This is a genomic window from Streptomyces sp. DG1A-41, from assembly GCF_037055355.1.
GTDB lineage: Bacteria > Actinomycetota > Actinomycetes > Streptomycetales > Streptomycetaceae > Streptomyces.
Window position 1 is genome coordinate 4,076,074 of record NZ_CP146350.1, and the last position, 22,540, is coordinate 4,098,613.

General features: G+C 72.6%; 21 protein-coding genes and 1 pseudogene. 11 read left to right on the forward strand and 11 right to left on the reverse strand.

Going from position 1 to position 22,540, the window contains the following annotated elements; translation table 11 throughout:
* Positions 1-30: 30 nt before the first annotated feature.
* Positions 31-1,053, reverse strand: a complete 1,023-nt coding sequence (locus V8690_RS18805) for a hypothetical protein (RefSeq protein WP_338780368.1) — start codon at positions 1,051-1,053, stop codon at positions 31-33.
* Between the two features lie 154 nt (positions 1,054-1,207).
* On the opposite strand from V8690_RS18805, the gene V8690_RS18810 reads away from it, so the two are divergent.
* The 3 genes from V8690_RS18810 (at position 1,208) to V8690_RS18820 (ending at position 4,340) form a co-directional block, all read left to right on the forward strand.
* Positions 1,208-3,745, forward strand: a complete 2,538-nt coding sequence (locus V8690_RS18810) for a helicase C-terminal domain-containing protein (protein WP_338780369.1) — start codon at positions 1,208-1,210, stop codon at positions 3,743-3,745.
* Between the two features lie 174 nt (positions 3,746-3,919).
* On the forward strand, positions 3,920-4,051 hold the full coding sequence (locus V8690_RS18815; protein WP_338780371.1) for a hypothetical protein: 132 nt from the start codon (positions 3,920-3,922) through the stop codon (positions 4,049-4,051).
* A gap of 97 nt (positions 4,052-4,148) precedes the next feature.
* Complete coding sequence (locus tag V8690_RS18820; protein ID WP_338780373.1) at positions 4,149-4,340, forward strand: hypothetical protein; 192 nt, start codon at positions 4,149-4,151, stop codon at positions 4,338-4,340.
* Here the strand turns inward: V8690_RS18820 and istB are convergent.
* Positions 4,318-5,562, reverse strand: a complete 1,245-nt coding sequence (gene istB / locus V8690_RS18825) for an IS21-like element helper ATPase IstB (RefSeq protein ID WP_338780375.1) — start codon at positions 5,560-5,562, stop codon at positions 4,318-4,320. The two genes, V8690_RS18820 and istB, sit on opposite strands and share 23 nt — an antisense overlap.
* Before the next feature lie 200 nt (positions 5,563-5,762).
* On the opposite strand from istB, the gene V8690_RS18830 reads away from it, so the two are divergent.
* A complete protein-coding gene (locus V8690_RS18830; RefSeq protein ID WP_338780377.1) occupies positions 5,763-7,487 on the forward strand; it encodes a DNA repair helicase XPB in 1,725 nt (574 codons plus the stop codon).
* Here the strand turns inward: V8690_RS18830 and V8690_RS18835 are convergent.
* Positions 7,438-7,629 (reverse strand): hypothetical protein, encoded by a 192-nt coding sequence (locus tag V8690_RS18835; protein WP_338780378.1) that lies wholly within the window; start codon positions 7,627-7,629, stop codon positions 7,438-7,440. The two genes, V8690_RS18830 and V8690_RS18835, sit on opposite strands and share 50 nt — an antisense overlap.
* Positions 7,630-7,955: 326 nt before the next feature.
* On the opposite strand from V8690_RS18835, the gene V8690_RS18840 reads away from it, so the two are divergent.
* On the forward strand, positions 7,956-9,995 hold the full coding sequence (locus V8690_RS18840) for a UvrD-helicase domain-containing protein (protein WP_338780380.1): 2,040 nt from the start codon (positions 7,956-7,958) through the stop codon (positions 9,993-9,995).
* Between the two features lie 150 nt (positions 9,996-10,145).
* Here the strand turns inward: V8690_RS18840 and V8690_RS18845 are convergent, their stop codons facing one another.
* Together V8690_RS18845 and V8690_RS18850 are read right to left on the reverse strand one after the other, a co-directional pair.
* A complete protein-coding gene (locus V8690_RS18845) occupies positions 10,146-10,838 on the reverse strand; it encodes a copper homeostasis protein CutC (protein ID WP_338780382.1) in 693 nt (230 codons plus the stop codon).
* A gap of 112 nt (positions 10,839-10,950) precedes the next feature.
* On the reverse strand, positions 10,951-11,631 hold the full coding sequence (locus V8690_RS18850) for a maleylpyruvate isomerase family mycothiol-dependent enzyme (protein WP_338780384.1): 681 nt from the start codon (positions 11,629-11,631) through the stop codon (positions 10,951-10,953).
* A gap of 47 nt (positions 11,632-11,678) precedes the next feature.
* Between V8690_RS18850 and V8690_RS18855 the strand changes: the two genes are divergently transcribed.
* Both V8690_RS18855 and V8690_RS18860 read left to right on the forward strand, forming a co-directional pair.
* Complete coding sequence (locus V8690_RS18855; RefSeq protein WP_338780385.1) at positions 11,679-12,341, forward strand: hypothetical protein; 663 nt, start codon at positions 11,679-11,681, stop codon at positions 12,339-12,341.
* A gap of 34 nt (positions 12,342-12,375) precedes the next feature.
* Positions 12,376-13,428, forward strand: a complete 1,053-nt coding sequence (locus V8690_RS18860) for a GNAT family N-acetyltransferase (protein WP_338785398.1) — start codon at positions 12,376-12,378, stop codon at positions 13,426-13,428.
* Here V8690_RS18860 and V8690_RS18865 read toward each other — a convergent pair.
* Together V8690_RS18865 and V8690_RS18870 are read right to left on the reverse strand one after the other, a co-directional pair.
* A complete protein-coding gene (locus V8690_RS18865; protein ID WP_338780386.1) occupies positions 13,401-13,688 on the reverse strand; it encodes a DUF4031 domain-containing protein in 288 nt (95 codons plus the stop codon). The two genes, V8690_RS18860 and V8690_RS18865, sit on opposite strands and share 28 nt — an antisense overlap.
* Positions 13,685-14,068, reverse strand: coding sequence for a hypothetical protein (locus tag V8690_RS18870; protein WP_338780387.1), 384 nt, complete (start codon positions 14,066-14,068; stop codon positions 13,685-13,687). The genes V8690_RS18865 and V8690_RS18870 overlap by 4 nt, the downstream gene beginning before the upstream one ends.
* A 145-nt stretch (positions 14,069-14,213) precedes the next feature.
* On the opposite strand from V8690_RS18870, the pseudogene V8690_RS18875 reads away from it, so the two are divergent.
* The 4 genes and pseudogenes from V8690_RS18875 to V8690_RS18890 all read left to right on the forward strand — a co-directional run bounded on the left by V8690_RS18875 (position 14,214) and on the right by V8690_RS18890 (position 16,954).
* Positions 14,214-15,103, forward strand: a pseudogene (locus V8690_RS18875) (MurR/RpiR family transcriptional regulator).
* Positions 15,104-15,147: 44 nt separating this feature from the next.
* The gene (gene murQ / locus V8690_RS18880) at positions 15,148-16,083 is read left to right on the forward strand and encodes an N-acetylmuramic acid 6-phosphate etherase (RefSeq protein WP_338780389.1); all 936 of its coding nucleotides are present in this window, start codon (positions 15,148-15,150) and stop codon (positions 16,081-16,083) included.
* A 38-nt stretch (positions 16,084-16,121) separates the two neighbouring features.
* Positions 16,122-16,370, forward strand: a complete 249-nt coding sequence (locus V8690_RS18885; protein ID WP_338780391.1) for a hypothetical protein — start codon at positions 16,122-16,124, stop codon at positions 16,368-16,370.
* A gap of 14 nt (positions 16,371-16,384) precedes the next feature.
* The gene (locus V8690_RS18890; RefSeq protein ID WP_338780392.1) at positions 16,385-16,954 is read left to right on the forward strand and encodes a hypothetical protein; all 570 of its coding nucleotides are present in this window, start codon (positions 16,385-16,387) and stop codon (positions 16,952-16,954) included.
* A 1-nt stretch (position 16,955) separates the two neighbouring features.
* Here the strand turns inward: V8690_RS18890 and V8690_RS18895 are convergent, their stop codons facing one another.
* The 4 genes from V8690_RS18895 to V8690_RS18910 all read right to left on the reverse strand — a co-directional run bounded on the left by V8690_RS18895 (position 16,956) and on the right by V8690_RS18910 (position 22,133).
* Positions 16,956-18,512 (reverse strand): carboxylesterase family protein, encoded by a 1,557-nt coding sequence (locus tag V8690_RS18895; RefSeq protein WP_338780393.1) that lies wholly within the window; start codon positions 18,510-18,512, stop codon positions 16,956-16,958.
* A 99-nt stretch (positions 18,513-18,611) separates the two neighbouring features.
* The gene (locus tag V8690_RS18900) at positions 18,612-19,742 is read right to left on the reverse strand and encodes an NADH:flavin oxidoreductase (protein ID WP_338780395.1); all 1,131 of its coding nucleotides are present in this window, start codon (positions 19,740-19,742) and stop codon (positions 18,612-18,614) included.
* Positions 19,743-19,921: 179 nt separating this feature from the next.
* Positions 19,922-21,544 carry a chaperonin GroEL gene (groL, locus tag V8690_RS18905; protein WP_338780397.1) on the reverse strand — a complete coding sequence of 541 codons (1,623 nt, stop codon included), beginning with the start codon at positions 21,542-21,544 and terminating at the stop codon, positions 19,922-19,924.
* Positions 21,545-21,929: 385 nt separating this feature from the next.
* Positions 21,930-22,133 (reverse strand): cold-shock protein, encoded by a 204-nt coding sequence (locus V8690_RS18910; protein ID WP_010035953.1) that lies wholly within the window; start codon positions 22,131-22,133, stop codon positions 21,930-21,932.
* Positions 22,134-22,540: the final 407 nt, after the last annotated feature.

Here is a 22,540-nt window from a genome sequence, read left to right on the forward strand (position 1 = left end):
TGTGAACGGCAGACGTCACCCCGTGATCGGCTAGCGAGAGCGCTGTGAGCGCCACACCAGGAACAGCGCCGACGCCACCGCCGCGCCCCTGACCACCCACGGCCAGGTCTCCGCCACCGCGTCGTTCATATGGCCCTCGGCGATCGGAGTGCCCCAGCGGTCGTTCATCCTGCCCCACAGCCAGAGAACGCCGGCCGCGACGGAGAGGCTGGGGAGGATCACGACCGCCCACTTCGTCTCCGCCGGGCTCAGGCGGCGGGAGGCGTAGGCGATGAGCCAGCCGAGGATCAGCACGAACCAGTTGCCGAGCACGGCGCCCGCGATGAGGAGACCGGCGGCGATGAGGAGGAGCGGGTTGCTCCAGCCGCCAGCGGGCAGGCTCGGGAGACGTCGGCGGGTCGCCTTGCCCGCTGTCTCCTCCGGCACCCCGGCGGCCTCGACAGCCGGGGCCGTCTCCTCGTCGGCCGCCGCCGTCTTCTCCGGCTCCGGTTTCCTCGGCCTCGGCGGCTTCAGCAGGTCCGGCAGCTCCACGCCGCCCACGAAGCCCGGCACGTCGTCGCCCGCCCCGAAGGGGCTGCTGTCCACCCGCCACCAGTCCGGCTGGACGGCGCTGTCCCCGAGCTCGTGCCCGGCGGCCAGGTGCGGTGGGGCCGCGCCCTCGGCGGCGGCGGGACGCGGCTCCTGGGCGGGCCGGGCCGGGCGGGGACGCGGTACGACGCGCCGCAGGACCCCCTTCGGCCGCTCGTCCGGCTCGTCCGGTTCACGGGCCCCGCGCTGTACGGGCACGGCGGCGGGGGCGCTCTCCGTCGTAGCGCCGCCGCCCGTGCCGTCCGCGGCCGACGCCACGACCTCGTCGGGGCTGCCGAGGCGGGACAGGATGCGGCGGACGGCGGCGGGCGAGTCGACGGTGGTCTTCGCGCGGCGCCGGTCGATCTCGCTGCGCAGGTCCGCGACCAGCCGCATGCGGGTAACCGACGGCAACTGCCGCTGCTGGGCCACGTCGCCGACACGGCTCAGATACTCGTAAACGACCTGGTCGCTCTCAATCCCCACGAAGTCCCCTCCGGGGCGTGTGCGTTGGCGGAAGCCGTCGGTCGACGGTATCGCGAGTACGAGCGGGTGACCCACATGCCCGTCCGGCACCGGCCCCCGTCCGCCCGCGCACAGTCGGCTCGGCCCCCGCAGGCGACCCGCTACCGTGGACCGGATGAGCACCGAGGACAGGCCTGCGGCCCCCCGTTCCCTCGCGGAAGCGCTCCGCGGGCGGGACGACGTCTCGCTGGGCGCGCTCCTGCGCAGCCGTCCGGATCTCATCACGCCCGTGCCCACCGACCTCACGCAGCTCGCGACCCGCGCCGGCACCCGCGCCTCGGTCGTGCGGGCCCTGGAGCGGCTGGACCGGTTCGCGCTCCAGACGGCGGAGGCGCTGGCCGTGGCGGCGGATCCGGCGACGTACGACGAACTGCTCGGGCTCATGGCCGGGGACGACGAGGACCCGGCCGTCGTCGCGGCCCTGCCGCACGCCCTGGGCGTCCTGCGCGAGCAGGCCGTGGTGTGGGGCGGCGACGACCGGCTGCGGCTGGTGCGGACGGCGCGTGAGCTGCTGGCGCCCTCGCCGCAGCACCCCTCACCGACGGGGCTCGGCCCGACCGTCCAGGAGGCGACCGCCGGGATGTCCCCGGGGCGGATCCAGGAGATCGTCACGGCCGCCGGGCTGCCCTCGACCCACGACTCGGTCTCCGCGGTGACCTCCCTGACCGAGCTGTTCACGGACCGGGACCGGATGGCCGCGCTGCTCGCCGAGGCCCCGGCCGACTCCCTCGACGTGCTGGAGCGGCTGGTGTGGGGGCCGCCGTACGGGCAGGTCACGGCCGATCCGGCGCCCCGGCTGCGCTGGCTGCTGGACCGGGGGCTGTTGCTGCCAACGGCGCCCGGGACGGTCGTGCTGCCGCGCGAGGTCGCACTGCACCTGCGGCGGGGGCTCGCGCACCGGACGCCGGAGCCCGTGCCGCCGGCGGTCGAGGCCGCCGCCGTTCATCGTCCACAGGTTGTGGACAGCACCGCGGCCGGGCAGGCGTACACCGCGCTCGCGACCGTCGAGGAGCTGCTGAAGGACTGGGACGAGGGCGGGCCGGCGGTGCTGCGGGCCGGCGGGCTGAGCGTGCGGGACCTGAAGCGGACCGCCGTCGCCCTCGACGTGCCCGAGCCGGTCGCCGCGTTCTGGGTGGAACTGGCCTACGCGGCGGGCCTGATCGCCCCCGACGGGGAGGCCGACGAGCGGTACGCGGCGACCCCGGCGTACGACGAGTGGCGGGAGCTGCCCGCCGCCGAGCGCTGGTCGCGGCTGGTCACGGCGTGGCTCGCGGCGACCCGGACGGCCGGGCTGGTGGGCGGGCGGGACGCGAAGGACCGTACGTTGTCGGCGCTCGGGCCGGGTCTGGACCGTTCGGCGGCGCCGGAGGTACGGCACCGGGTGCTGGCGCTGCTGGCCGGCCTGCCCGAGGGCGCCGCGCCGGCCGCCGAGTCGGTGCTGGCCCGGCTGCGCTGGGAGCGCCCCCTGCGCGGCGCCCAGCGCGAGGACGACCTGCGCAGTCGGCTCGCCCGGTGGGCCCTGTCCGAGGCGGAGCTGTTGGGTGTCACGGGCAGGGGTGCGTTGTCGGCCCACGGCAGGGCCCTGCTGGGGGCGCCCGCGGCGCCCGCGAAGGGCCCGGAAGCGGAGCCCTCCGGTCCGGGGGACAAGCTGCCCGTCCACCACCACCGCCTCACCCCTCTCACCCCCCTCTCCCCCGCCGAACAGGCCGTCGCCTCCGCCGCAGCGGCCCGGCTGCTCACGCCCCTGCTGCCCGAGCCGCTGGACCACGTGCTGCTCCAGGCCGACCTGACGGCGGTGGCGCCCGGGCCGCTGCGGCGCCCGCTCGCCGACACGCTGGGCGTACTGGCGGACGTCGAGTCCAAGGGCGGGGCCACCGTCTACCGGTTCACGCCCGGCTCGGTGCGGCGCGCCCTCGACGCCGGGCAGAGCGCCTCGGACCTGCACGCCTTCCTCGCCGCGCACTCCCGTACGCCGGTGCCGCAGCCGCTGACGTACCTCATCGACGACGTGGCCCGCAGGCACGGTCATCTGCGTGTCGGCGCGGCCTCGGCGTACGTCCGCTGCGACGACGACGCGGTGCTGGGCGAGATCCTCGCCGACAAGCGGGCCGCCGCCCTGGGGCTGCGCCGGCTCGCCCCGACCGTGCTGGCCGCGCAGACCGACCCGGCGGGGCTGCTGGAGGGCCTGCGGGCGATGGGCTTCGCACCGGCCGCCGAGTCCGCCGAGGGCGATGTGCTGATCACCCGCGCGCACGCGCACCGCACCCCGCCCCGTACGGCACCCGAGCCGGTGCCGGACGGCCCGCCGGTCCCCGACGACACCCTCCTCGCGGCGGCGCTGCGCGCCATCCGGGCCGGCGATCTGGCCTCAACCGCCCCGCGCAGGCCCGGCACGGTCCCGGCGGTCAACGGCGAACTGCCCCGCACCGGTTCCGCCGAGACCCTCGCCACCATGCAGGCCGCCGTCCTGACCGGCGAGGCCCTGTGGATCGGCTACGTCAACGCCGAGGGTGCCGCCAGCCAGCGCGTCATCGCCCCGATCCGCGTCGAGGGCGGCTTCGTCACGGCGTACGACCACACGGCGGACGAAGTCCGCACGTACCCGCTGCACCGGATCACCGGGGTCGCGGAGCTCGCGGACGACGCGGGCTGACGGCCCGCTCCGCCTGGGCGTCGTCTCACCCGTTCGGGTGCACGCCGGTGCTCATGCACGCAGCGCCGGGAATTTCCCACGCTTGGGCGACATCGCCGAGTGCGCCGCATTCCGCCGTTCACGCGGGGGCAGCCACCGGGTGTCCTGTGAGCCTTGTCGAAAGGAAGTCCCAGCATGCGCGCTGTCCGTCGAATCGCCGCCGTCCTCGCCACCGCCGCCCTGATGACGTTCGGCGGGCTGGCCACGCCCGCCGCGGCGATCAGCATCGACGTCGCCGGCCTCGTCATCGAGACGCCGCAGGTCTGATCCGCCTGCCGCGCCGCGGGCCGGCCCCGGCGTCCCCGGGCCGGCCCGCGGCGCGGCATCCCTCCTCACTCGGTACGCGAAAGGCCCTGTCGTCCCCATGCGTGAAAAGCTCTCCGCCGCCGCTCTCTGCGCCGTCGCCCTCGTGGGCGTGGCCGCGCCCTCCGCCGCCGCGGCCCCGCCCGCGCTGCCGCTGCCCCTGCCGACCGCCGGTGGCGGGCCCCTGATCTCCGAGGGGATCGGCATCGAAGGGCCGCTGATCAACAACGTCAATCTGCCCACGCTGAAGTAGCGCGCCGCGTCCGGTAGCTGTCGCCGTCCAGCCGGACGATCTCGGCGTGGTGGGCGAGGCGGTCCACCATCGCCGGGGCCAAGGCGCCGCCGAAGACCTCGTCCCAGCGGCCGAGAGGGCGGTCGCTGGTCACCATCAGCGAGGCACGCTCGTAGCGGTGCGCGACCAGCCGGAAGAACAGCCCGGCGGTCGCCGCGTCGCAGGGCGTGTAGCCGACCTCGTCGACGATCAGCAGGGGGTACGCGTCGAGGGCGGCCAGTTCCGCGTCGAGCCGGCCCGCGGCCCGGGCGTCGGAGAGCCGGGCGGCCCACTCGGCGGCGGTCGCGAACAGCACCCGGTGCCCGGCCTGGCAGGCGCGCACGCCGAGGCCGATGGCGAGGTGGGTCTTGCCGGTGCCGGGCGGGCCGACGAGGACCACGTTGCGCCGGGCGTCGACGAAGTCCGCCTTGCCGAGCCGGGCCACGGTCTCCCGGTCGAAGCCTCGGGGGTGCTGCTGGTCGAAGTCTTCCAGCAGCTTGCGGGCCGGGAAGCCGGCCTCGCGGGTCCGGGCCTCGGCGTCCGCGTCCGGGGCCGGCTGCCGGGGAACGGCCGGCGTGGCCGCCGGCGCCTCCTGCTCCGGCTTCGCGTGCCGCTGGTCCCCGTGGTCCTGCCCCGCCTGGGGAGGCGTCGCCGGCCCGGCCCCGGCCGACGGCCGCTCGGCGTGTCCGCGATCCCCGTGCGCGGCCATCGGGCCCGACATGTAGGCGAGGATCGCCGCCGAGAGGATGAACGCCATGTGGATCACCGTCCCCCACAGCAGGGCGTGCCGGGAGGTGTGGTGGACGTCCACGAACATCTGGAGCAGATGGACGGAGGAGATGCCCACGATCGCCGTGGCGAGCTTGACCTTCAGCACGTTGGAGTTGACGTGCGAGAGCCATTCGGGCTGGTCACGGTGGCCCTGGAGGCCGATGCGCGAGACGAAGGTCTCGTAGCCGCCGACGATCACCATGATCAGCAGGTTGGCGATCATGACGACGTCGACCAGCTTGAGCACCGCGAGCATCACGTACGTCTCGGTGGCGTTCCCGCTCACGCACATCAGGATTAAGGTCCAGAGTTCCTTGAAGAACTTGTAGACGTAGACGCCCTGGGCGGCGACCAGCCCGAAGTAGAGGGGGGCCTGGAGCCAGCGGGTGGCGAACAGGGCGTATCCGAGCGTGGTGGTCGTTGGGTTCCGCACGGTTCGCCATTCTTCGGGGCCGGGGATGAAAAACTGAATTCACACCACACGTTGGGATGAAAAGGCATTCAGTAGGATCGGAGCCGGTCCCGTCCCGCGCAGATCACGTCCTCGGGACGGCGACGATCAGGCACACTGGACGTTTGGCCGAGTCGTTCGAAGCCGTCCGAGCCGTCCGGCCGCGGGAAAGGGTGCCACGCGTGAATGGTCCGCTGATCGTCCAGTCCGACAAGACCCTGCTCCTGGAAGTCGACCACGAGCAGGCCGGCGACTGCCGTCGGGCCATCGCCCCGTTCGCCGAGCTGGAGCGGGCGCCGGAGCACATCCACACCTACCGGGTGACCCCGCTGGGTCTGTGGAACGCGCGCGCGGCGGGCCACGACGCCGAGCAGGTCGTGGACGCGCTGGTGCAGTACAGCCGGTACCCGGTGCCGCACGCGCTGCTGGTCGACATCGCCGAGACGATGGACCGCTACGGGCGGCTCACGCTGTCCAAGCACCCGGCGCACGGGCTGGTCCTGACGACCACCGACCGTCCGGTTCTGGAGGAGGTCCTGAAGTCGAAGCGGATCGCGCCGCTGGTCGGCGCCCGGATCGACCCGGACACGGTCGCCGTGCACCCCTCCGAGCGGGGACAGATCAAGCAGACGCTGCTGAAGCTGGGCTGGCCGGCCGAGGACCTCGCCGGGTACGTCGACGGCGAGGCGCACCCGATCGAACTGGCCGAGGACGGCTGGGCGCTCAGGCCGTACCAGAAGCAGGCGGTGGAGAACTTCTGGCACGGCGGGTCGGGCGTGGTCGTCCTGCCCTGCGGCGCGGGCAAGACGCTGGTCGGCGCCGGGTCGATGGCGCAGGCGAAGTCCACGACCCTGATCCTCGTCACGAACACGGTCTCAGCCCGGCAGTGGAAGCACGAGCTGGTGCGGCGGACGTCGCTCACCGAGGACGAGATCGGCGAGTACAGCGGGACGAAGAAGGAGATCCGGCCCGTCACGATCGCCACGTACCAGGTGCTGACGACCAAGCGGAAGGGCGTCTACCCGCATCTGGAGCTGTTCGACTCCCGGGACTGGGGCCTGATCGTCTACGACGAGGTGCATCTGCTGCCGGCGCCGGTGTTCAAGTTCACGGCGGATCTCCAGGCGCGCCTGCGGCTGGGCCTCACGGCCACGCTGGTGCGTGAGGACGGGCGCGAGTCGGACGTGTTCTCCCTGATCGGGCCCAAGCGGTTCGACGCGCCCTGGAAGGAGATCGAGGCGCAGGGCTACATCGCGCCCGCCGACTGTGTGGAGGTCCGGGTCAATCTGACGGACGCGGAGCGGCTCGCGTACGCCACGGCCGAGGCGGAGGAGAAGTACCGCTTCTGTGCGACGACCGACACCAAGCGGAAGGTCACGGAGGCGATCGTCCGCCGCTTCGCCGGGCAGCAGATCCTCGTCATCGGCCAGTACATCGACCAGCTCGACGAGCTGGGTGAGCATCTGGGCGCGCCCGTGATCAAGGGCGAGACGTCGAACGCGCAGCGGGAGAAGTTGTTCGACGCCTTCCGGGAGGGCGAGATCAGCGTGCTCGTCGTGTCCAAGGTCGCGAACTTCTCGATCGACCTGCCGGAGGCGACGGTCGCGGTCCAGGTGTCCGGCACGTTCGGGTCGCGCCAGGAGGAGGCCCAGCGGCTGGGCCGGGTGCTCCGGCCGAAGTCCGACGGTCACCAGGCGCACTTCTACTCGGTGGTCGCGAGGGACACGATCGACCAGGACTTCGCCGCGCACCGCCAGCGCTTCCTGGCGGAGCAGGGGTACGCGTACCGGATCATGGACGCGGACGAGCTGCTCGCGGAGAGCTGGCAGGCCGGCCACGCGGGTGCGGCGGCGCCGCTCACTTGCGGCGGACCACACCTGCTTCCTCGCCGTACTCGCCGAGGATGATCACGTCGAAGGCGGCGCCCGCGAACACCCTGACGGCGCGCAGGGCGTCGCCGAGGAGATGACGGTGGTGGCTGCCTGCCACAGCTGTGGCGCCGGGCGGGCGGCCCTGCGCCGGGGCGGGGGAGATGGTTGCTGCGCTCATGTCTCCATGGTGCGTTTCCGCACGTAAAGTCCGCGTCGGCCTGAGGACCGAATCCGCGTACTCTGCTCGTACGCCTGGGGACCGACCCCTGCCCCTCAGGGAGGAGGCCCTCATCCCCTAGGGGATGAGAAACAGGGGACGAGGAACGGGAGACGACAAACGGGGGACGGGGAATCAGGGGACGGGAAAAACCGTTGGCGGTCGCCTCGCGCGCTCCTCTAGGATCTCCGCTCTTGCCCGCCTCCCTCACGGAGCGCCGCCGACCGGACGGAAACCGGCCGGCATCTCACCGCCATCTCTTCAGCAGGTCCTCCGGAGGCACCCCCTTGTCCACGCCCGTCGACGACCCGCTCTCCCGTGAGCGCTCCCACCTCGCCGCGTCCCGTTCCGCCCTGCGTGCCATGCGCGAGGACGTCGAGGCCCTCGACATCAGCGACGTCACCGCGAACTGGGTCAACGCCGAGGTACTGGCCCACCAGATCGAGGAGCGCATCAAGGCCCTGGCCGACCTCAGCGACACCCCGCTGTTCTTCGGACGGCTCGACCATCTGCACGCACCGGGCAGTGAGCAGGCCGAGGGCGCCGAGGGCGAGCGCTTCTACATCGGGCGGCGGCATGTGCACGACGCCGACGGCGACCCCATGGTGATCGACTGGCGCGCGCCCGTCTCGCAGCCGTTCTACCGGGCCTCCAAGAAGAACCCGATGGACATCGCGCTGCGCCGCCGCTTCGGCTACACGGGCGGCGAGCTCACGGCGTACGAGGACGAGCACCTGTCGGACCCGGCCGAGGCGGCGCGGACCAGCAAGCTCCTCCAGCAGGAGATCGAGCGGCCGCGCGTCGGCCCGATGCGGGACATCGTCGCGACGATCCAGCCCGAGCAGGACGAGATCGTCCGGTCGGGGCTCTCCGGCACGGTGTGCGTGCAGGGCGGGCCGGGCACCGGGAAGACCGCCGTCGGCCTGCACCGGGTCGCCTACCTCCTCTACGCCCACCGCGAGCGCCTCGCCCGCACCGGCACGCTCGTCATCGGACCGAACCGGTCCTTCCTGCACTACATCGAGCAAGTGCTGCCCGCCCTCGGTGAGTTGACGGTCCAGCAGGCCACCGTCGAGGACCTGGTGGCGCACGTGGAGATCAAGGGGACGGACGACGCGACGGCCGCGCGCGTCAAGGGCGACGCCCGCATGGCGCAGGTGCTGCGCAGGGCCCTGTACTCGCACGTCACGATGCCCACCGAGCCGGTCGTGGTCGTGCGCGGCTCCCGCCGCTGGCGCGTGGCGGCGTACGAACTGGAGGACACCGTCCGCGAGTTGCTCGACCGCGACATCCGCTACGGCGCCGCCCGCGAGGCCCTGCCGCAGCGCATCGCGCACGCCGTGCTGGTGCAGATGGAGCGGTCGGGGGAGGCGCCGGACGACCGGGTGCAGGACGCGGTGGCCCGCAACAGCGCGGTCAAGGCGGCGGTGAAGGCGGTCTGGCCGGCCGTCGACCCGGCGAAGCTGGTGCTGCGCCTGCTGTCGGACGCGGACTTCCTCGCCGAGCACGCGGCGGGGATCCTGGACGAGGAGGAGCAGAAGGCGGTGCTGTGGGCGAGACCGGCGCGCAGCGTCAAGTCCGCCAAGTGGTCGGCAGCCGACGCCGTCCTCATCGACGAGGCCACCGACCTCATCCAGCGCACGCACTCCCTCGGCCATGTCGTCCTCGACGAGGCGCAGGACCTCTCCCCCATGCAGTACCGGGCGGTCGGCCGCCGCTGCACGACCGGCAGTGCGACGGTCCTCGGCGACCTGGCGCAGGGCACCACGCCGTGGGCGACCCGCGGCTGGCAGGAGGCGCTGGCCCACCTGGGCAAGCCGGACGCGGTGGTGGAGGAGCTGACGGCCGGTTTCCGCGTGCCGACGGACGTCATCACCTACGCCTCCCGGCTGCTCCCGCACATCGCCCCAGGGCTCACGCCGGTCGTGTCGATCCGTGAGAACCCGGGCCACTTCGAGGTCCGGTCGGTCGCGGGGACGACGGACGTGGTCGACGCCTGCCGCGAGTCACTGCGCCACGAGGGCTCGACGGGCCTGATCGCCGCGGACGCCCGGGTCCCGGAGCTGGCGGCGGCCCTGACGGAGGCCGGGATCCCCTACCTCAGCCCCGGCGAGGAGACCACCCTGGAGACCCGCCTGACCCTGGTCCCGGCGTCACTCGCGAAGGGTCTGGAGTACGACTACGTCGTCCTGGACGAACCCCGGGCGGTGGTCGACGGCGAGCCGGACGAACGCACGGGCCTGCGCCGCCTGTACGTGGCGCTGACGCGAGCGGTGTCGGGGCTGACGGTGACGCATGCGGCCCCGCTGCCGCCACAACTGGCCTAGCTGCGGGCACTCGGCCGACCTGGCTGCGGGCACTCGGCCGACCTGGCTGCGGGCACTTGTGCCGCCAAGGGCGGCACGGGTGGGCGCAGCGGCACCCCGCACCGCCGGGTTGCGAACCCACCCGGCCCCGGCAGCAACGCCCAGTTGTTCTCAGGAACCGTCCACCGCAGCCCGCCACTCCGCAACGGCCTCCGCCGACACGGGTGCGGCCCAACCCCCCGGCCGCACCGCCCCACCGACGTGAAACGCATCCACCCCCGCCCCCCGCAACACCGGCACATGCTCCAGCCGCAACCCACCCCCCACCAGCAACCGCTGCTCGTACCCCGGCTCCCCGGAACGCCCCGCCTCGGCGAGCAGCACGGCAAGCCCGTCATCGACCCCGCCCGCCGCCCCGGCCGTCAGATACGTGTCCAACCCCGGCATGCCATCCAGCTGCTTGCGCAGGGCGTCCCGGTCGGCGGCCCGGTCGATGGCCCGGTGGAAGGTCCAGGGGCAGCCGTCCAGTACCCCGACGACCCGCTCCACCGCCGCCAGGTCCACCTCGCCCTCCGCGTCGAGAAACCCGAGCACGAACTCCTCGGCCCCGGCCTCCCGCAGTCCGGCTGCCACGCCGACCAGCCGGTCGACGTCCCCGGCGCCGAAGCCGTCGGTGAGCCGCAGCATCACCCGCAGTGAGAGGTCGACGGCCCGCCGGATCCCGGCGACGGTGGCGGCCGACGGGGTGAGCCCGTCGGCCGCCATGTCGGTGACCAGCTCGAGGCGGTCCGCGCCTCCGGCCTGGGCGGCGACCGCGTCCTCGACGCCGAGGGCGATCACCTCCAGGACTGCACGCTTGCTCATGGGGCCCCTCAATCAGCATGGCGTCGGCGTTCCGGAAACAGGTCTAGTCCAATCAAAGACTACGCTGCCCGCTCCCGCCGGCTCCCAAGCACCCCGCCGGGCCGAGAGCCCCTCACCCGAAGATGTTCAGCTCCTTCGCCTCCACCCCGACCAGCTCGAACGCGGGCGCCCCGTCGACCGGCCGCCCCGTGTACAGCCGCACCAGCGTCGGCCCGTCCCCGATGAAGCGCCCCGGAGGCCGTTCCCCGCCGCCCTCCCCGAGCCTCAGCGGTTCGTCCAGGTCGTCGAGGTCGGCGTGCACCGGCACATGTCCCCGCTCGCGGGTGATCCGGGCGAGCAGCGCGAGCGCGTCCGGCAGCCCGGCCCCGCCGTACGCCCCAGGCTCCCCGAAGGCCTCGCGCACGTCCCCGGCGTGCACCCACTCCCCCAGCGCGAGACCGTCCAGCTTCCCGCCCGCCCCGGCGATCACCGGTCCGGCCTCGGTCATCCCGCGCTCCAGTTCGTCCACGACCCGCGCGTTGCTCCAGCCGTCCCGCTCGGCGATGTCCCGGTCGTTCGACTCGGGCGAGAACACGCCCTCCTCGAACCGGTTCTCCACCACCCGCCTGAGCGCGGCCGAGCAGTGCGCCAGCACCGACCGCACCGACCAGCCCGGACACGCCCTCACGGGCAGCGCGAAGTCCTCCTCGGCCCTGCCCCGCAGCAGCGGGATCAGCGCGTCACGCTCGATCGTCAGCAGCCGCCCGGGCTGCTCGGGGTCCCGTACGCCGTGCACATCAGCAGGAGTCGTCATAGGACCCACGCTAGGTGTCACACGCGGCGGAGCGGGAGAATGCCCCCATGGCCGATCTCGACGCCCTCCGCGCCCGCTTCGTCCGCACCCTGGAAGCGGCCCGGGGCCCGGCCGGCGGCCCGGACCCGGTCCCGTACGCCGACGACCTGCTCAGGCGCTGGCAGGAGCCGCAGCGCCGCTACCACACGGTCGGGCACCTCACGGCGGTTCTGGACCACATCGACGTACTGGAGAAGTACGCGCACGACCCGGACGTGGTCCGGCTGGCCGCCTGGTTCCACGATGCCGTCTACCTCCCCGACCGCTCGGAGAACGAGGAACGCTCCGCCCGCCTCGCCGAACGCGCCCTCCCCGAGGCCGGCGTGCCCGCCGCCCGGACCGCCGAGGTGACCCGTCTGGTCCGTCTCACCACCAGCCACGACCCCGCCGACGACGACCCCGACGGCCAGGTCCTGTGCGACGCCGACCTGGCGATCCTCGCCTCGCCCCCGTCGGCGTACGCCGCCTACACCGCCGCCGTCCGCGAGGAGTACCACTTCGTCCCGAACGACGCCTTCCGCACCGGCCGCTCGGCGATCCTGCGCCAACTCCTGGACCTGCCGAGGCTGTTCAGGACGCCGTACGGAGCGTCGGAGTGGGAGGCGACGGCCCGCTACAACCTCACCGCCGAGCTGGAAATGCTGTCGCTTCCGCCCGACGCCCCCTCGTAACCTGCCCCGCATGTGGACAACGGGTGCGGAACAGGTGGAGCAGGCCGTCGCCGAGTGCGTGGGCGTGCTGGGGGCGGTCACCGACCGGGACTGGGAGGCGGTGCGCGCCGGGCGGCTGGAGTGGAGCTGCCGGGAGACGGCGGTGCACATCGCCGGGGATCTCATCGGGTACGCGGGGCAGCTGGCGGGGCGCGAGCCCGAGGGGTACACGCCCTTCGAGATCTCGCTGGATGAGGGGACGGACAACGCGGGTGCGCTGCGGGTGATCCGCACGATGGGCGCCCTGTTCGCCGCCGCGATCCGCACCACCCCGCGCGAGGTCCGGGCCTTCCATCCGTATCCGTTCCGCAGCGCGAACCGCGAGGGATTCGCCGCGATGGGCACGGCGGAGGTGCTGCTGCACACCCACGACCTGGCCGAGGGCCTGGGCGTGGCGTACGAACCGGCCCCCGAGCTGTGCGACTTCGTCCTCACCCGGATCTTCCCGCACGTCCAGCCCGGCCCCACCCCGTGGCGGACCCTGCTGTGGGCCACCGGCCGGGGTGACCTGCCCGGCCGCGCGCCGGTCACCGAGTGGCGCTGGTCCAACAACCTGGTGCTGCCGACCGACCGGCTCACACTCCAGGGCGTCACCCCCGCGGCGGCCACCGACCTGTCCACGGTCGGCGACGGCGGCTTCGAGTGGCTCGACGGCGGCCCGATCGAGGGCACCCGGGTCGGCGCCGGGCTGGTGTTCAAGCAGTACGAGGACGGCGTCCACCGGCCGGAGTGGGGCATGTACGTCCTGGTCCGGCGCGAGGACGGCCGCGCGCTCGGCGCCATGGGCTTCCACGGCGTCCCGGACGAGTCGGGGCGGGTGGAGGTCGGCTACGACCTCGTCGAAGCGGCCCGGGGCCACGGTTACGCCACCGAGGCGCTGCGCGCGCTGTCGGCCTGGGCGCTGTCCCGGGACGAGGTACGGACCGTCGTCGCGAACGTCGAGCGGGACAACACGCCCTCCCACAACGTCCTCGCCCGCGCCGGATTCAAAGCCGTCGCGGAGGACACCGAGCAGGTCACCTACGAACTGCGCGAACCCGGCGACTGAGCCCGCCCCTTCGGCCGCCGCAGCCCCGCCCCGTGCAGCAGCCGCACCACCTCGCGGCTGCCGACCTCCACGGCCCCGGCGGCCACGACGTCCGCGTACCGCTCGGCGGGGATGTCGTAGTGGTCGCGTTCGAAGGCCCGCCGGGGCACGCCGAGGCGTTCGGCGAAGGTGTGCAGTTCCTCGTACGAGACGTCGCTGACCAGGTGGGACCACATGCGGCCGTGGCCGGGCCAGGTCGGCGGGTCGATGTAGACGGTCACGAGGGCTCCGCCCCGCCGAGTGCCTCGCGCAGCGATCCCAGCGCCGCGACCTTCACGCCCGCCTCGCTGCACACCCAGTGCGGGTCGGGCCCCAACTCCGGTTCCACGTCCAGCGCGTGCGGGTCGCCGGTGCCGCACACCGGGCACAGCGGCCAGCGGCCGTAGCGCTCCAGCAGGGCGTCCTGCACGTCCTGCGCGACCAGACCGGCCACGTACCGCGCGCCCTCCGGCCACTGCTCGACCCACCACCGCCGCTGCACGACGGACTCCTCGACCAGCGACACGACGTCCGCCTCAGCGACGCGTCCCGCGACGAGGTCGGCCAGCACGAGGGCGCGCGCGGCGTGCAGCGCCTGCTCCAGGGGGTCGATGGGGTCCATGCCCCCATTGTGCGCACTCTTGACCACGACGCCGAGCCGAAAATATCTTTCAGAAGTGACCCGAAGAGTGAAGGAAAGTTTCGCCGACGAGCGCGGCGGCGCGAGCGGCACGGGCGGTTCGGGCGGTACCGGCGGCACAGGTGCCATGGCCGGCCCGCCCGGCACCCCGCCGGCCCCGCCGCCCTCGCGGCCAAGGTCCGCACGCTGGGCCCGTCGATGACGCGTTCCATGCAGCGCGTCGCCGAGGCCGTCGCGGGCGACCCGGCCGGCTGCGCGGCCCTCACGGTCACCGGCCTCGCCGAACTCACCGGCACCAGCGAGGCCACCGTCGTACGCACCGCCCGGCTGCTGGGCTATCCGGGTTACCGGGACCTGCGCCTGGCCCTCGCCGGTCTCGCCGCGCAGCAGCAGTCCGGCCGGGCCCCGGCCATCACGACGGACATCGCGGTGGACGACCCGATCGCCGACGTCGTCGCGAAGCTCGCCTACGACGAGCAGCAGACCCTCGCCGACACCGCCGCCGGCCTCGACACCGTCCAACTGGGCGCGGCCGTCACGGCGCTGACCACCGCCCGCCGCACGGACGTGTACGGCGTCGGGGCGTCCGGGCTGGTCGCGCAGGACCTCACGCAGAAGCTCCTGCGGATAGGGCTGGTGGCGCACGCCCACAGCGACCCGCACCTGGCCGTCACCAACGCCGTGCAACTGCGCGCGGGGGACGTCGCGATCGCCATCACCCACTCCGGGTCGACGGGGGACGTCATCGAGCCGCTGCGGGTCGCCTTCGAGCGCGGGGCGACGACGGTGGCGATCACCGGCCGCCCGGACGGCCCGGTCTCGCAGTACGCCGACCACGTCCTCACCACGTCCACGGCCCGCGAGAGCGAGCTGCGTCCCGCGGCGATGTCGTCCCGGACCGGTCAGCTTCTTGTGGTGGACTGCCTGTTCGTGGGGGTGGCGCAGCGGACGTACGAGACGGCGGCGCCGGCGCTCTCGGCGTCGTACGAGGCGCTGGCCCACCGGCATCGTTCCTGAGCCAGCCCCGGCCAGCACCGGAAAGACACGGAAAGAGCCGTCCCATGACCTCCACCTCCGACCCCCGTGATCTCAGAGCCGAGTTGGAGTCCCTGCCCACCGAGGCGTTCCGGCCGGAACTCGCCGGCATCGACCGGCTGCCCACCCTCGACATCGCGCGGCTCATGAACGGCGAGGACGCCACCGTGGCCGGGGCGGTCGCCGCCCGGCTGCCTCAGATCGCCGCCGCGATCGACGCCCTGGCCGAGCGGATGGCCCGGGGCGGCCGTCTGGTCTACGCGGGTGCCGGCACGGCGGGTCGGCTGGGCGTCCTGGACGCCTCCGAGTGCCCGCCCACCTTCAACACCGACCCCTCCCGGGTCGTCGGCCTGATCGCGGGCGGCCCGCAGGCCATGGTCACCTCGGTCGAGGGCGCGGAGGACTCCCGGGAACTGGCCCGTGCCGACCTGGAGCCCCTCGGCCTGACCCCGGACGACACGGTGGCCGGCATCTCGGCCTCCGGCCGCACCCCGTACGCCATCGGCGCCGTCGAGTACGCCCGCGCCCGCGGCTGCCTCACCATCGGCCTGGCCTGCAACCCCGGCAGCCCGCTCGCGGCCGCCGCCGAGCACGGCGTCGAGATCGTCGTGGGCCCCGAACTGCTCACCGGCTCCACCCGCCTGAAGGCCGGCACGGCACAGAAGCTCGTGCTCAACATGCTCTCGACGATCACGATGATCCGCCTGGGCAAGACCTACGGGAACCTGATGGTCGACGTCCGCGCCTCCAACGACAAACTGCGCGCCCGCTCCCACCGCATCGTCGCCCTGGCCACCGGCGCCGGCGACGAGGAGATCGAACGGGCCCTGGCCGCCACCGACGGCGAGGTGAAGAACGCGATCCTGACCATCCTGGCCGACGTGGACGGCCCGACGGCGGCCCGGCTGCTGGCGGAGTCCGACGGGCACCTGCGGGCCGCGCTGGCGGCGGCAGTCCGCTGACCCGATCGGCTTCACCTCGACTTCGACTCCCGGTTGACGTGCCTGACCCGAGCCCGCAGCGTCTCCCGCACGGGCAGCGAGCGCAGTACCTCGTTCAGGTGCTCGGCCGTCCGTACGTTGCACCGCCCCAGCTCGACCAGGGCGAACGGCTCGGCGCTCGCACCGGTCACCGGGTCTACGCCCAGCGACGGCAGCACGACACCCACTCCCGCGAGCGCGTCCCGCCCCGCCCCGCCCCCGTGAACATCACCCTGGACACCGAGATGCTCAAGGACTCCGCCGACTGACGACAATAGGAACCATGAACCACGCCCAGCTCACCGCCCTAGGCCGTGCCCTCCGTCTCCTCGGTGAGCACGGGGAGGCCCTCACCTCCGACACCCCGGACGGCAAACTGCACGAGGTCAGGGCCGACCTGAAGCGCGCCCTGGACCTGCTGGAGGACAGCGTCACCACTGCGGCTCCCAGCACGCGCTGCCCGGAGCACCCCACCGGCCCGGTCGACGAGGCCGCCCCCGACCTGTGCCTGCTGTGCGAGACCCGGCGCCGGGCCGCCCGCAGGGCGGAGTTCAACGGCCCCGCTCCGCAGCACCGGCCCACCGAGCCGGTCCAGTCCCGCTACGGCGTGAGCGGTGACCGCCCCCAGCCCCAGCAGCGCTGGCTGCCGGAGCTGTGGACCGGCCAGACCTGGCAGTTGTGCGGCACCCCGCGCCGGGACCGCCGCGAGGCCGAGCTGTACATCGCCGCCCAGCGCAAGGCTCCCCGGGCGGCCATGGCGTACCGGCTGGTGCACGAGTTCACCGACTACGAGGTGCTGCGCGTGTGGGGTACGCCGGTCAGGGTCGACATCGAGCCGATGGGCAACCTGTAGCTCACAGCAGGGGCAGGGCCTGGAAGTCGTAGCCCTCCCACAGCCTGCGCGAGGCCTCCTCCGGGTACGCCCTCACCACCGGCTCCGCGTCCAGCACCTGCACGAGCCGCCGCTCGTCGTCGTACGCCGGCCAGCCCGGGTCTCCCGACCTCGCGAACGCCGTCCAGGACGATCGGAAGCGGGACGACAGTGCCAGGGCCTCGGCGGACGGCTCGGCACCCGCGAACAGCAGCAGCCCGAGGTCCGCCCCGTACGTGCCGAAGAGCAGGGGGACGTCCAGGCCGTGGCAGGCGCCCAGCGCGCCGCCGTTCCCCGGGGCCGGCCAGGTCAGTTCGTAGACGTGTGCCCGGCCGCCGCCCGCGCGCTGTGCCTCGGCCAGGTGCAGGGAGGGCATGTTGAACAGCCAGTCCGTCTGGACGCGTTCGTAGAGCTCGCTCGGGGAGGCGTCGGGGAACACGGCGCGGTAGGCCTGTTCGCCGTCCGGGGCCGGGGCGAACAACCGCAAGGCCGATGTCGCCTGCTCCTCGGTGATCTGGCCCAGCCGGCCCGCCATGGCGACGAAGAGGCGGTACTCGTCGCGGTTGTGGCCGACGACCAGGTCGACGTCCTTCGCCGCACCGGCCGCCAGCGCCTGCCAGGGCATGACCGGCAGGACCTCGCCGTCGACCACCGGCGAGAAAGGCGTGACCGTCGGCGCCGCCTGGCCCCAGCGGTCGGTGTACTGGAGCATCTTGGCGCTCAACGACTCACCCGCCGAGGTCAGTTCGCGCGGGGCGATGGTCGCCAGGTCGGCGACCGTGGGGCGCAGCCCCACCTCGGCGGCGAGAGCCGTACCGATGTCACGGGCCAGGGCGTCCGAGAAGAACGTCCCCGGCACGCTCTGCGCGATCGCCCGCCGGAACAGCCCCGCCGCCCTCGGCATGACGAGCAGCGAGGCGATCGAACCCGCGCCCGCCGACTCGCCGAAGACCGTGACCTGGGCGGGGTCGCCGCCGAACGCATCGATGTTGTCCCGTACCCACTCCAGCGCGGCGACTTGGTCGAGCAGGCCGCGGTTGGCGGGCGCCCCCTCGATGTGGGCGAAGCCCTCCATGCCGACGCGGTAGTTGAGGGACACGACCACGAGGTCGCCGTCGGCCGCGATGCGCCGGGCGTCGTAGCCGGGCTGGCCGGAGTGGCCGAGCTTGTAGGCGCCGCCGTAGATCCACACCATGACCGGGCGGCGGGCGCCCGGGTCGGGTTCGGGGGTGCAGACGTTGACCGTGAGCCACTCGTCGCCCTCGGGCACGTCGAGCAGGCCCGGGCCGCCGAGGTTGCCGAGGTCCTGCGGGGGCGGCGGACCGAAGGCGTACGCGTCCCGTATGCCGTCCCAGGAGTGGGCGGGGCGCGGTGCCATGAAGCGGGCCTCGCCCACGGGAGGTGCGGCGAAGGGGATGCCGCGGAAGACGGCGAGGCCCTCCTCCCTGCGGCCGCGTACCGCACCGGCGGTGGTGCGCACGACCGGTGCGACATGCTCGCCTGAGGCACCGGTCGGGGGGTGGGACTCGGTCGTCGTCATCTGTGGGTCTCCTCACGGGGTGCCGGTAACAAGCGCCCGGCCAGTGTCCTTGACTGACGCAAGTGAATCCAGGGCACCCCGTGTGCGGCCCCTGTGGGATCAGCTGAGCGTCTGCAGCGCCGCCGGGTCGTACGGCGCCAGCTCGTCGAAGCGGCCGGACAGGACCTTCCGCGCCCACTGCGGGTCCTGGAGCAGGGCGCGGCCGACGGCGACCAGGTCGAACTCGTCGCGCTCGAAGCGGTCCAGGAGGTTGTCGAGGTCGCCGACCTCGGCGCCCTCGCCCTGGAAGGACTTGAGGAAGTCGCCGCCGTTGAGGCCGACCGAGCCGACGGTGATGGCGGGCTTGCCGGTGATCTTCTTGGTCCAGCCGGCCAGGTTGAGGTCGGAGTCGTCGAACTCGGGGACCCAGTAGCGGCGGGTGGAGGCGTGGAAGGCGTCGGCACCGGCCGCGGCGAGCGGGGCCAGGATGGCCTCCAGCTCCTCGGGCGTCTCGGCGAGGCGGGCGTCGTAGGCGTCCTGCTTCCACTGCGAGTAGCGGAAGATGACGGGGAAGTCGGCGGAGACGGACTCGCGGACGGCCGCGACGATCTCCGCGGAGAACCTGGTGCGGGCGACCGGGTCGCCGCCGTAGGCGTCGGTGCGGCGGTTGGTGCCCTCCCAGAGGAACTGGTCGAGCAGGTAGCCGTGGGCGCCGTGGATCTCCACGCCGTCGAAGCCGATGCGCTCGGCCGCGGCCGCGGCCTCGGCGAACGCGCCGATGACGGCGTCGATGTCGGCCTGGGTCATGGCCTTGCCGGTGGGCTCGGCGGCGCCGATGCGCAGCCCGGAGGGGCCGACCGCCGGGGCGTCGGCGACCGGCGGCTCGCCCTGGTTGCGGACCATGCCGATGTGCCACAGCTGCGGCACGATCGTGCCGCCCGCGGCGCGCACCGCCTCGGCGACCTTCGCCCAGCCCGCGAGCTGCTCCTCACCGTGGAACCGCGGCACGCTGTCGCTCTGACCGGCCGACTCGTGGCCGACATAGGTGCCCTCGGTGACGATCAGGCCGACACCGGCGGCGGCGCGGCGGGAGTAGTACGAGATGACGTCCTCGCCGGGGACGCCGCCCGGGGAGAACATGCGGGTCATCGGCGCCATCGCGATCCGGTTCGGGACGGTCAGGCCGCCCAGCGATACGGGCCGGGACAGGATTTCGGCGGCACGGGAGGCGGCGGAGGCGTCGACGGTCACGTGGGGGCTCCTCTTGGATACCGAACAGTATGTGCATACGCATAGGACGCATGTTCCAACCATCCGGCCCCGCCCAGGCCATCCCGCCCCCTCTGTGATCCCGGACACGCCCGAGGGCGGCACCCCCTGTCGGAACAGGGAGTGCCGCCCTCGGCAAGGACGTTGATCGACCAGGTCGATCAGAAGTCCATGTCACCGCCCGGCATGCCGCCGCCGGCGGGCGCGGCGGCCTTCTCCGGCTTGTCGGCGATGACGGCCTCGGTGGTGAGGAACAGCGCGGCGATGGAGGCGGCGTTCTGCAGAGCGGAACGGGTCACCTTCGCCGGGTCGATGATGCCCTCGGCGATCATGTCGACGTACTCACCGGTCGCGGCGTTCAGGCCGTGGCCGACCTGGAGGTTGCGGACCTTCTCCACGACGACGCCGCCCTCGAGACCACCGTTGACGGCGATCTGCTTCAGCGGGGCCTCCAGGGCGAGCTTCACGGCGTTGGCGCCGGTCGCCTCGTCACCCTCGAGCTCCAGCTTCTCGAAGACCTGCGAGGCCTGGAGCAGGGCCACGCCACCACCGGCGACGATGCCCTCCTCGACGGCCGCCTTGGCGTTGCGGACGGCGTCCTCGATGCGGTGCTTGCGCTCCTTGAGCTCCACCTCGGTGGCGGCACCGGCCTTGATGACGGCCACGCCGCCGGCCAGCTTCGCCAGACGCTCCTGGAGCTTCTCGCGGTCGTAGTCCGAGTCGCTGTTCTCGATCTCGGCGCGGATCTGGTTGACCCGGCCCTGGACCTGCTCGGCGGAGCCGGCACCGTCGACGATGGTGGTCTCGTCCTTGGTGATGACGACCTTGCGGGCCTTGCCCAGGAGGTCGATCGTGGCGTTCTCCAGCTTGAGGCCGACCTCCTCGGAGATCACCTCGCCGCCGGTGAGGATGCCGATGTCCTGGAGCATCGCCTTGCGACGGTCACCGAAGCCCGGGGCCTTGACGGCGACGGACTTGAAGGTGCCACGGATCTTGTTGACGACCAGGGTCGACAGGGCCTCGCCCTCGACGTCCTCGGCGATGATCAGCAGCGGCTTGCCCGACTGCATGACCTTCTCCAGGAGCGGGAGCAGGTCCTTGACGTTGGAGATCTTGGAGTTCGCGATCAGGATGTACGGGTCGTCGAGGACGGCCTCCATACGCTCCATGTCGGTCGCGAAGTACGCCGAGATGTAGCCCTTGTCGAAGCGCATACCCTCGGTGAGCTCCAGCTCCAGACCGAAGGTCTGGGACTCCTCGACGGTGATGACGCCTTCCTTGCCGACCTTGTCCATGGCCTCGGCGATGAGCTCGCCGATCTGGGTGTCGGCGGCGGAGATGGAGGCCGTGGAGGCGATCTGCTCCTTGGTCTCGACGTCCTTCGCCTGCTCCAGCAGGGCGGCGGAGACGGCCTCGACGGCCTTCTCGATACCGCGCTTGAGAGCCATCGGGTTGGCGCCGGCGGCTACGTTGCGCAGGCCTTCCTTGACCAGGGCCTGGGCGAGAACGGTCGCGGTGGTCGTGCCGTCACCGGCGACGTCGTCCGTCTTCTTGGCGACTTCCTTGACCAGCTCGGCGCCGATCTTCTCGTACGGGTCCTCGAGCTCGATCTCCTTGGCGATGGAGACACCGTCGTTGGTGATCGTGGGGGCGCCCCACTTCTTCTCGAGGACGACGTTGCGGCCCTTGGGGCCGAGGGTCACCTTGACGGCGTCCGCGAGCTGGTTCATGCCGCGCTCGAGGCCGCGCCGCGCCTCCTCGTCGAACGCGATGATCTTGGCCATGTGAAGTGGTCCCTCCAGGACTGGGGGTGAATACTTCGGACCGCGCCCGCGCCCGCGACGGACGGCTCGCCTGCCTCGTGGTTCCTTCCCACCCGGCCTGCGGGCCTCACCGACCCGGTCCTTACGTTGTCACTCTCACCTTCAGAGTGCTAACGCAATGATTAGCACTCGGGCATGGCGAGTGCAAGCGGCTCCCGAGGTTCGGGCGGGGCGCTCAGCCCCCGGCGAACAGGGCTCACCCGGCTTGGCCCACAGGCCGCGAGCGGGTCCGGGGCGTGAACCCACACCCCGGGCGCCGGTCCCCGAACAGGCCGAAGGGCCCGCACCCCGGGGGTGCGGGCCCTTCAGAGAAGACCGGTCGCTTGCGCTTGGTCGTGGTGCGCGTTCAGGCAGAGACGCGAACCATGTCGGCCTGCGGCCCCTTCTGACCCTGCGAGATCTCGAACTCGACCCGCTGGCCCTCTTCCAGGGTGCGGTAGCCGTCCATCTGGATCGCACTGTAGTGGACGAAAACATCCGCACCACCGTCGACCGCGATGAAGCCGTACCCCTTCTCCGCGTTGAACCACTTGACGGTGCCCTGAGCCATGCCTAACTCCCCTATTACTGGCCCTTGCACAGATCCACACTTCGCGGACCCGGGTCAGACCTCACCCCCCACGGTTGGGGGCGTGCGCCGGAACGCGTCGACCGCGGCTGAATGTATCTGCCCAACTGCCGTCTGCAACAGGTCAATCGGACGAGAAATCTGGACGCGCAGGGTCCGGAATGTAGGGAGAATTCGCCTGACTTCAGGGCAAGTCGGGCCACACAAAAAGAACATAAGCCGCGAAAGATACACACACTTTGGCTGCATCTTGTCGGGCGCGCGGCAGGAATTCAGGGCTTCCGATCAGGAGATCGGCGCCGTGTTCCCCAACTGTACCGCGCTCAATCACACAGAATTGCCCCCTCCGCTTCTCTCACGGAGGGGGCAATTCGATGAACTCTCGGTGA

Bases quoted from the DNA above. Each gene is read 5' to 3' on its own strand.
- V8690_RS18855 (WP_338780385.1), top strand. From the start codon at position 11,679: ATGGCCGATCTCGACGCCCTCCGCGCCCGCTTCGTCCGCACCCTGGAA.
- V8690_RS18820 (WP_338780373.1), top strand. From the start codon at position 4,149: ATGCGTGAAAAGCTCTCCGCCGCCGCTCTCTGCGCCGTCGCCCTCGTG.
- V8690_RS18895 (WP_338780393.1), bottom strand. From the start codon at position 18,512: ATGACGACGACCGAGTCCCACCCCCCGACCGGTGCCTCAGGCGAGCAT.
- groL (WP_338780397.1), bottom strand. From the start codon at position 21,544: ATGGCCAAGATCATCGCGTTCGACGAGGAGGCGCGGCGCGGCCTCGAG.
- V8690_RS18910 (WP_010035953.1), bottom strand. From the start codon at position 22,133: ATGGCTCAGGGCACCGTCAAGTGGTTCAACGCGGAGAAGGGGTACGGC.
- V8690_RS18845 (WP_338780382.1), bottom strand. From the start codon at position 10,838: ATGAGCAAGCGTGCAGTCCTGGAGGTGATCGCCCTCGGCGTCGAGGAC.
- V8690_RS18870 (WP_338780387.1), bottom strand. From the start codon at position 14,068: ATGGACCCCATCGACCCCCTGGAGCAGGCGCTGCACGCCGCGCGCGCC.
- V8690_RS18850 (WP_338780384.1), bottom strand. From the start codon at position 11,631: ATGACGACTCCTGCTGATGTGCACGGCGTACGGGACCCCGAGCAGCCC.
- V8690_RS18810 (WP_338780369.1), top strand. From the start codon at position 1,208: ATGAGCACCGAGGACAGGCCTGCGGCCCCCCGTTCCCTCGCGGAAGCG.
- V8690_RS18815 (WP_338780371.1), top strand. From the start codon at position 3,920: ATGCGCGCTGTCCGTCGAATCGCCGCCGTCCTCGCCACCGCCGCCCTG.
- V8690_RS18835 (WP_338780378.1), bottom strand. From the start codon at position 7,629: ATGAGCGCAGCAACCATCTCCCCCGCCCCGGCGCAGGGCCGCCCGCCC.
- murQ (WP_338780389.1), top strand. From the start codon at position 15,148: ATGACCTCCACCTCCGACCCCCGTGATCTCAGAGCCGAGTTGGAGTCC.
- V8690_RS18890 (WP_338780392.1), top strand. From the start codon at position 16,385: ATGAACCACGCCCAGCTCACCGCCCTAGGCCGTGCCCTCCGTCTCCTC.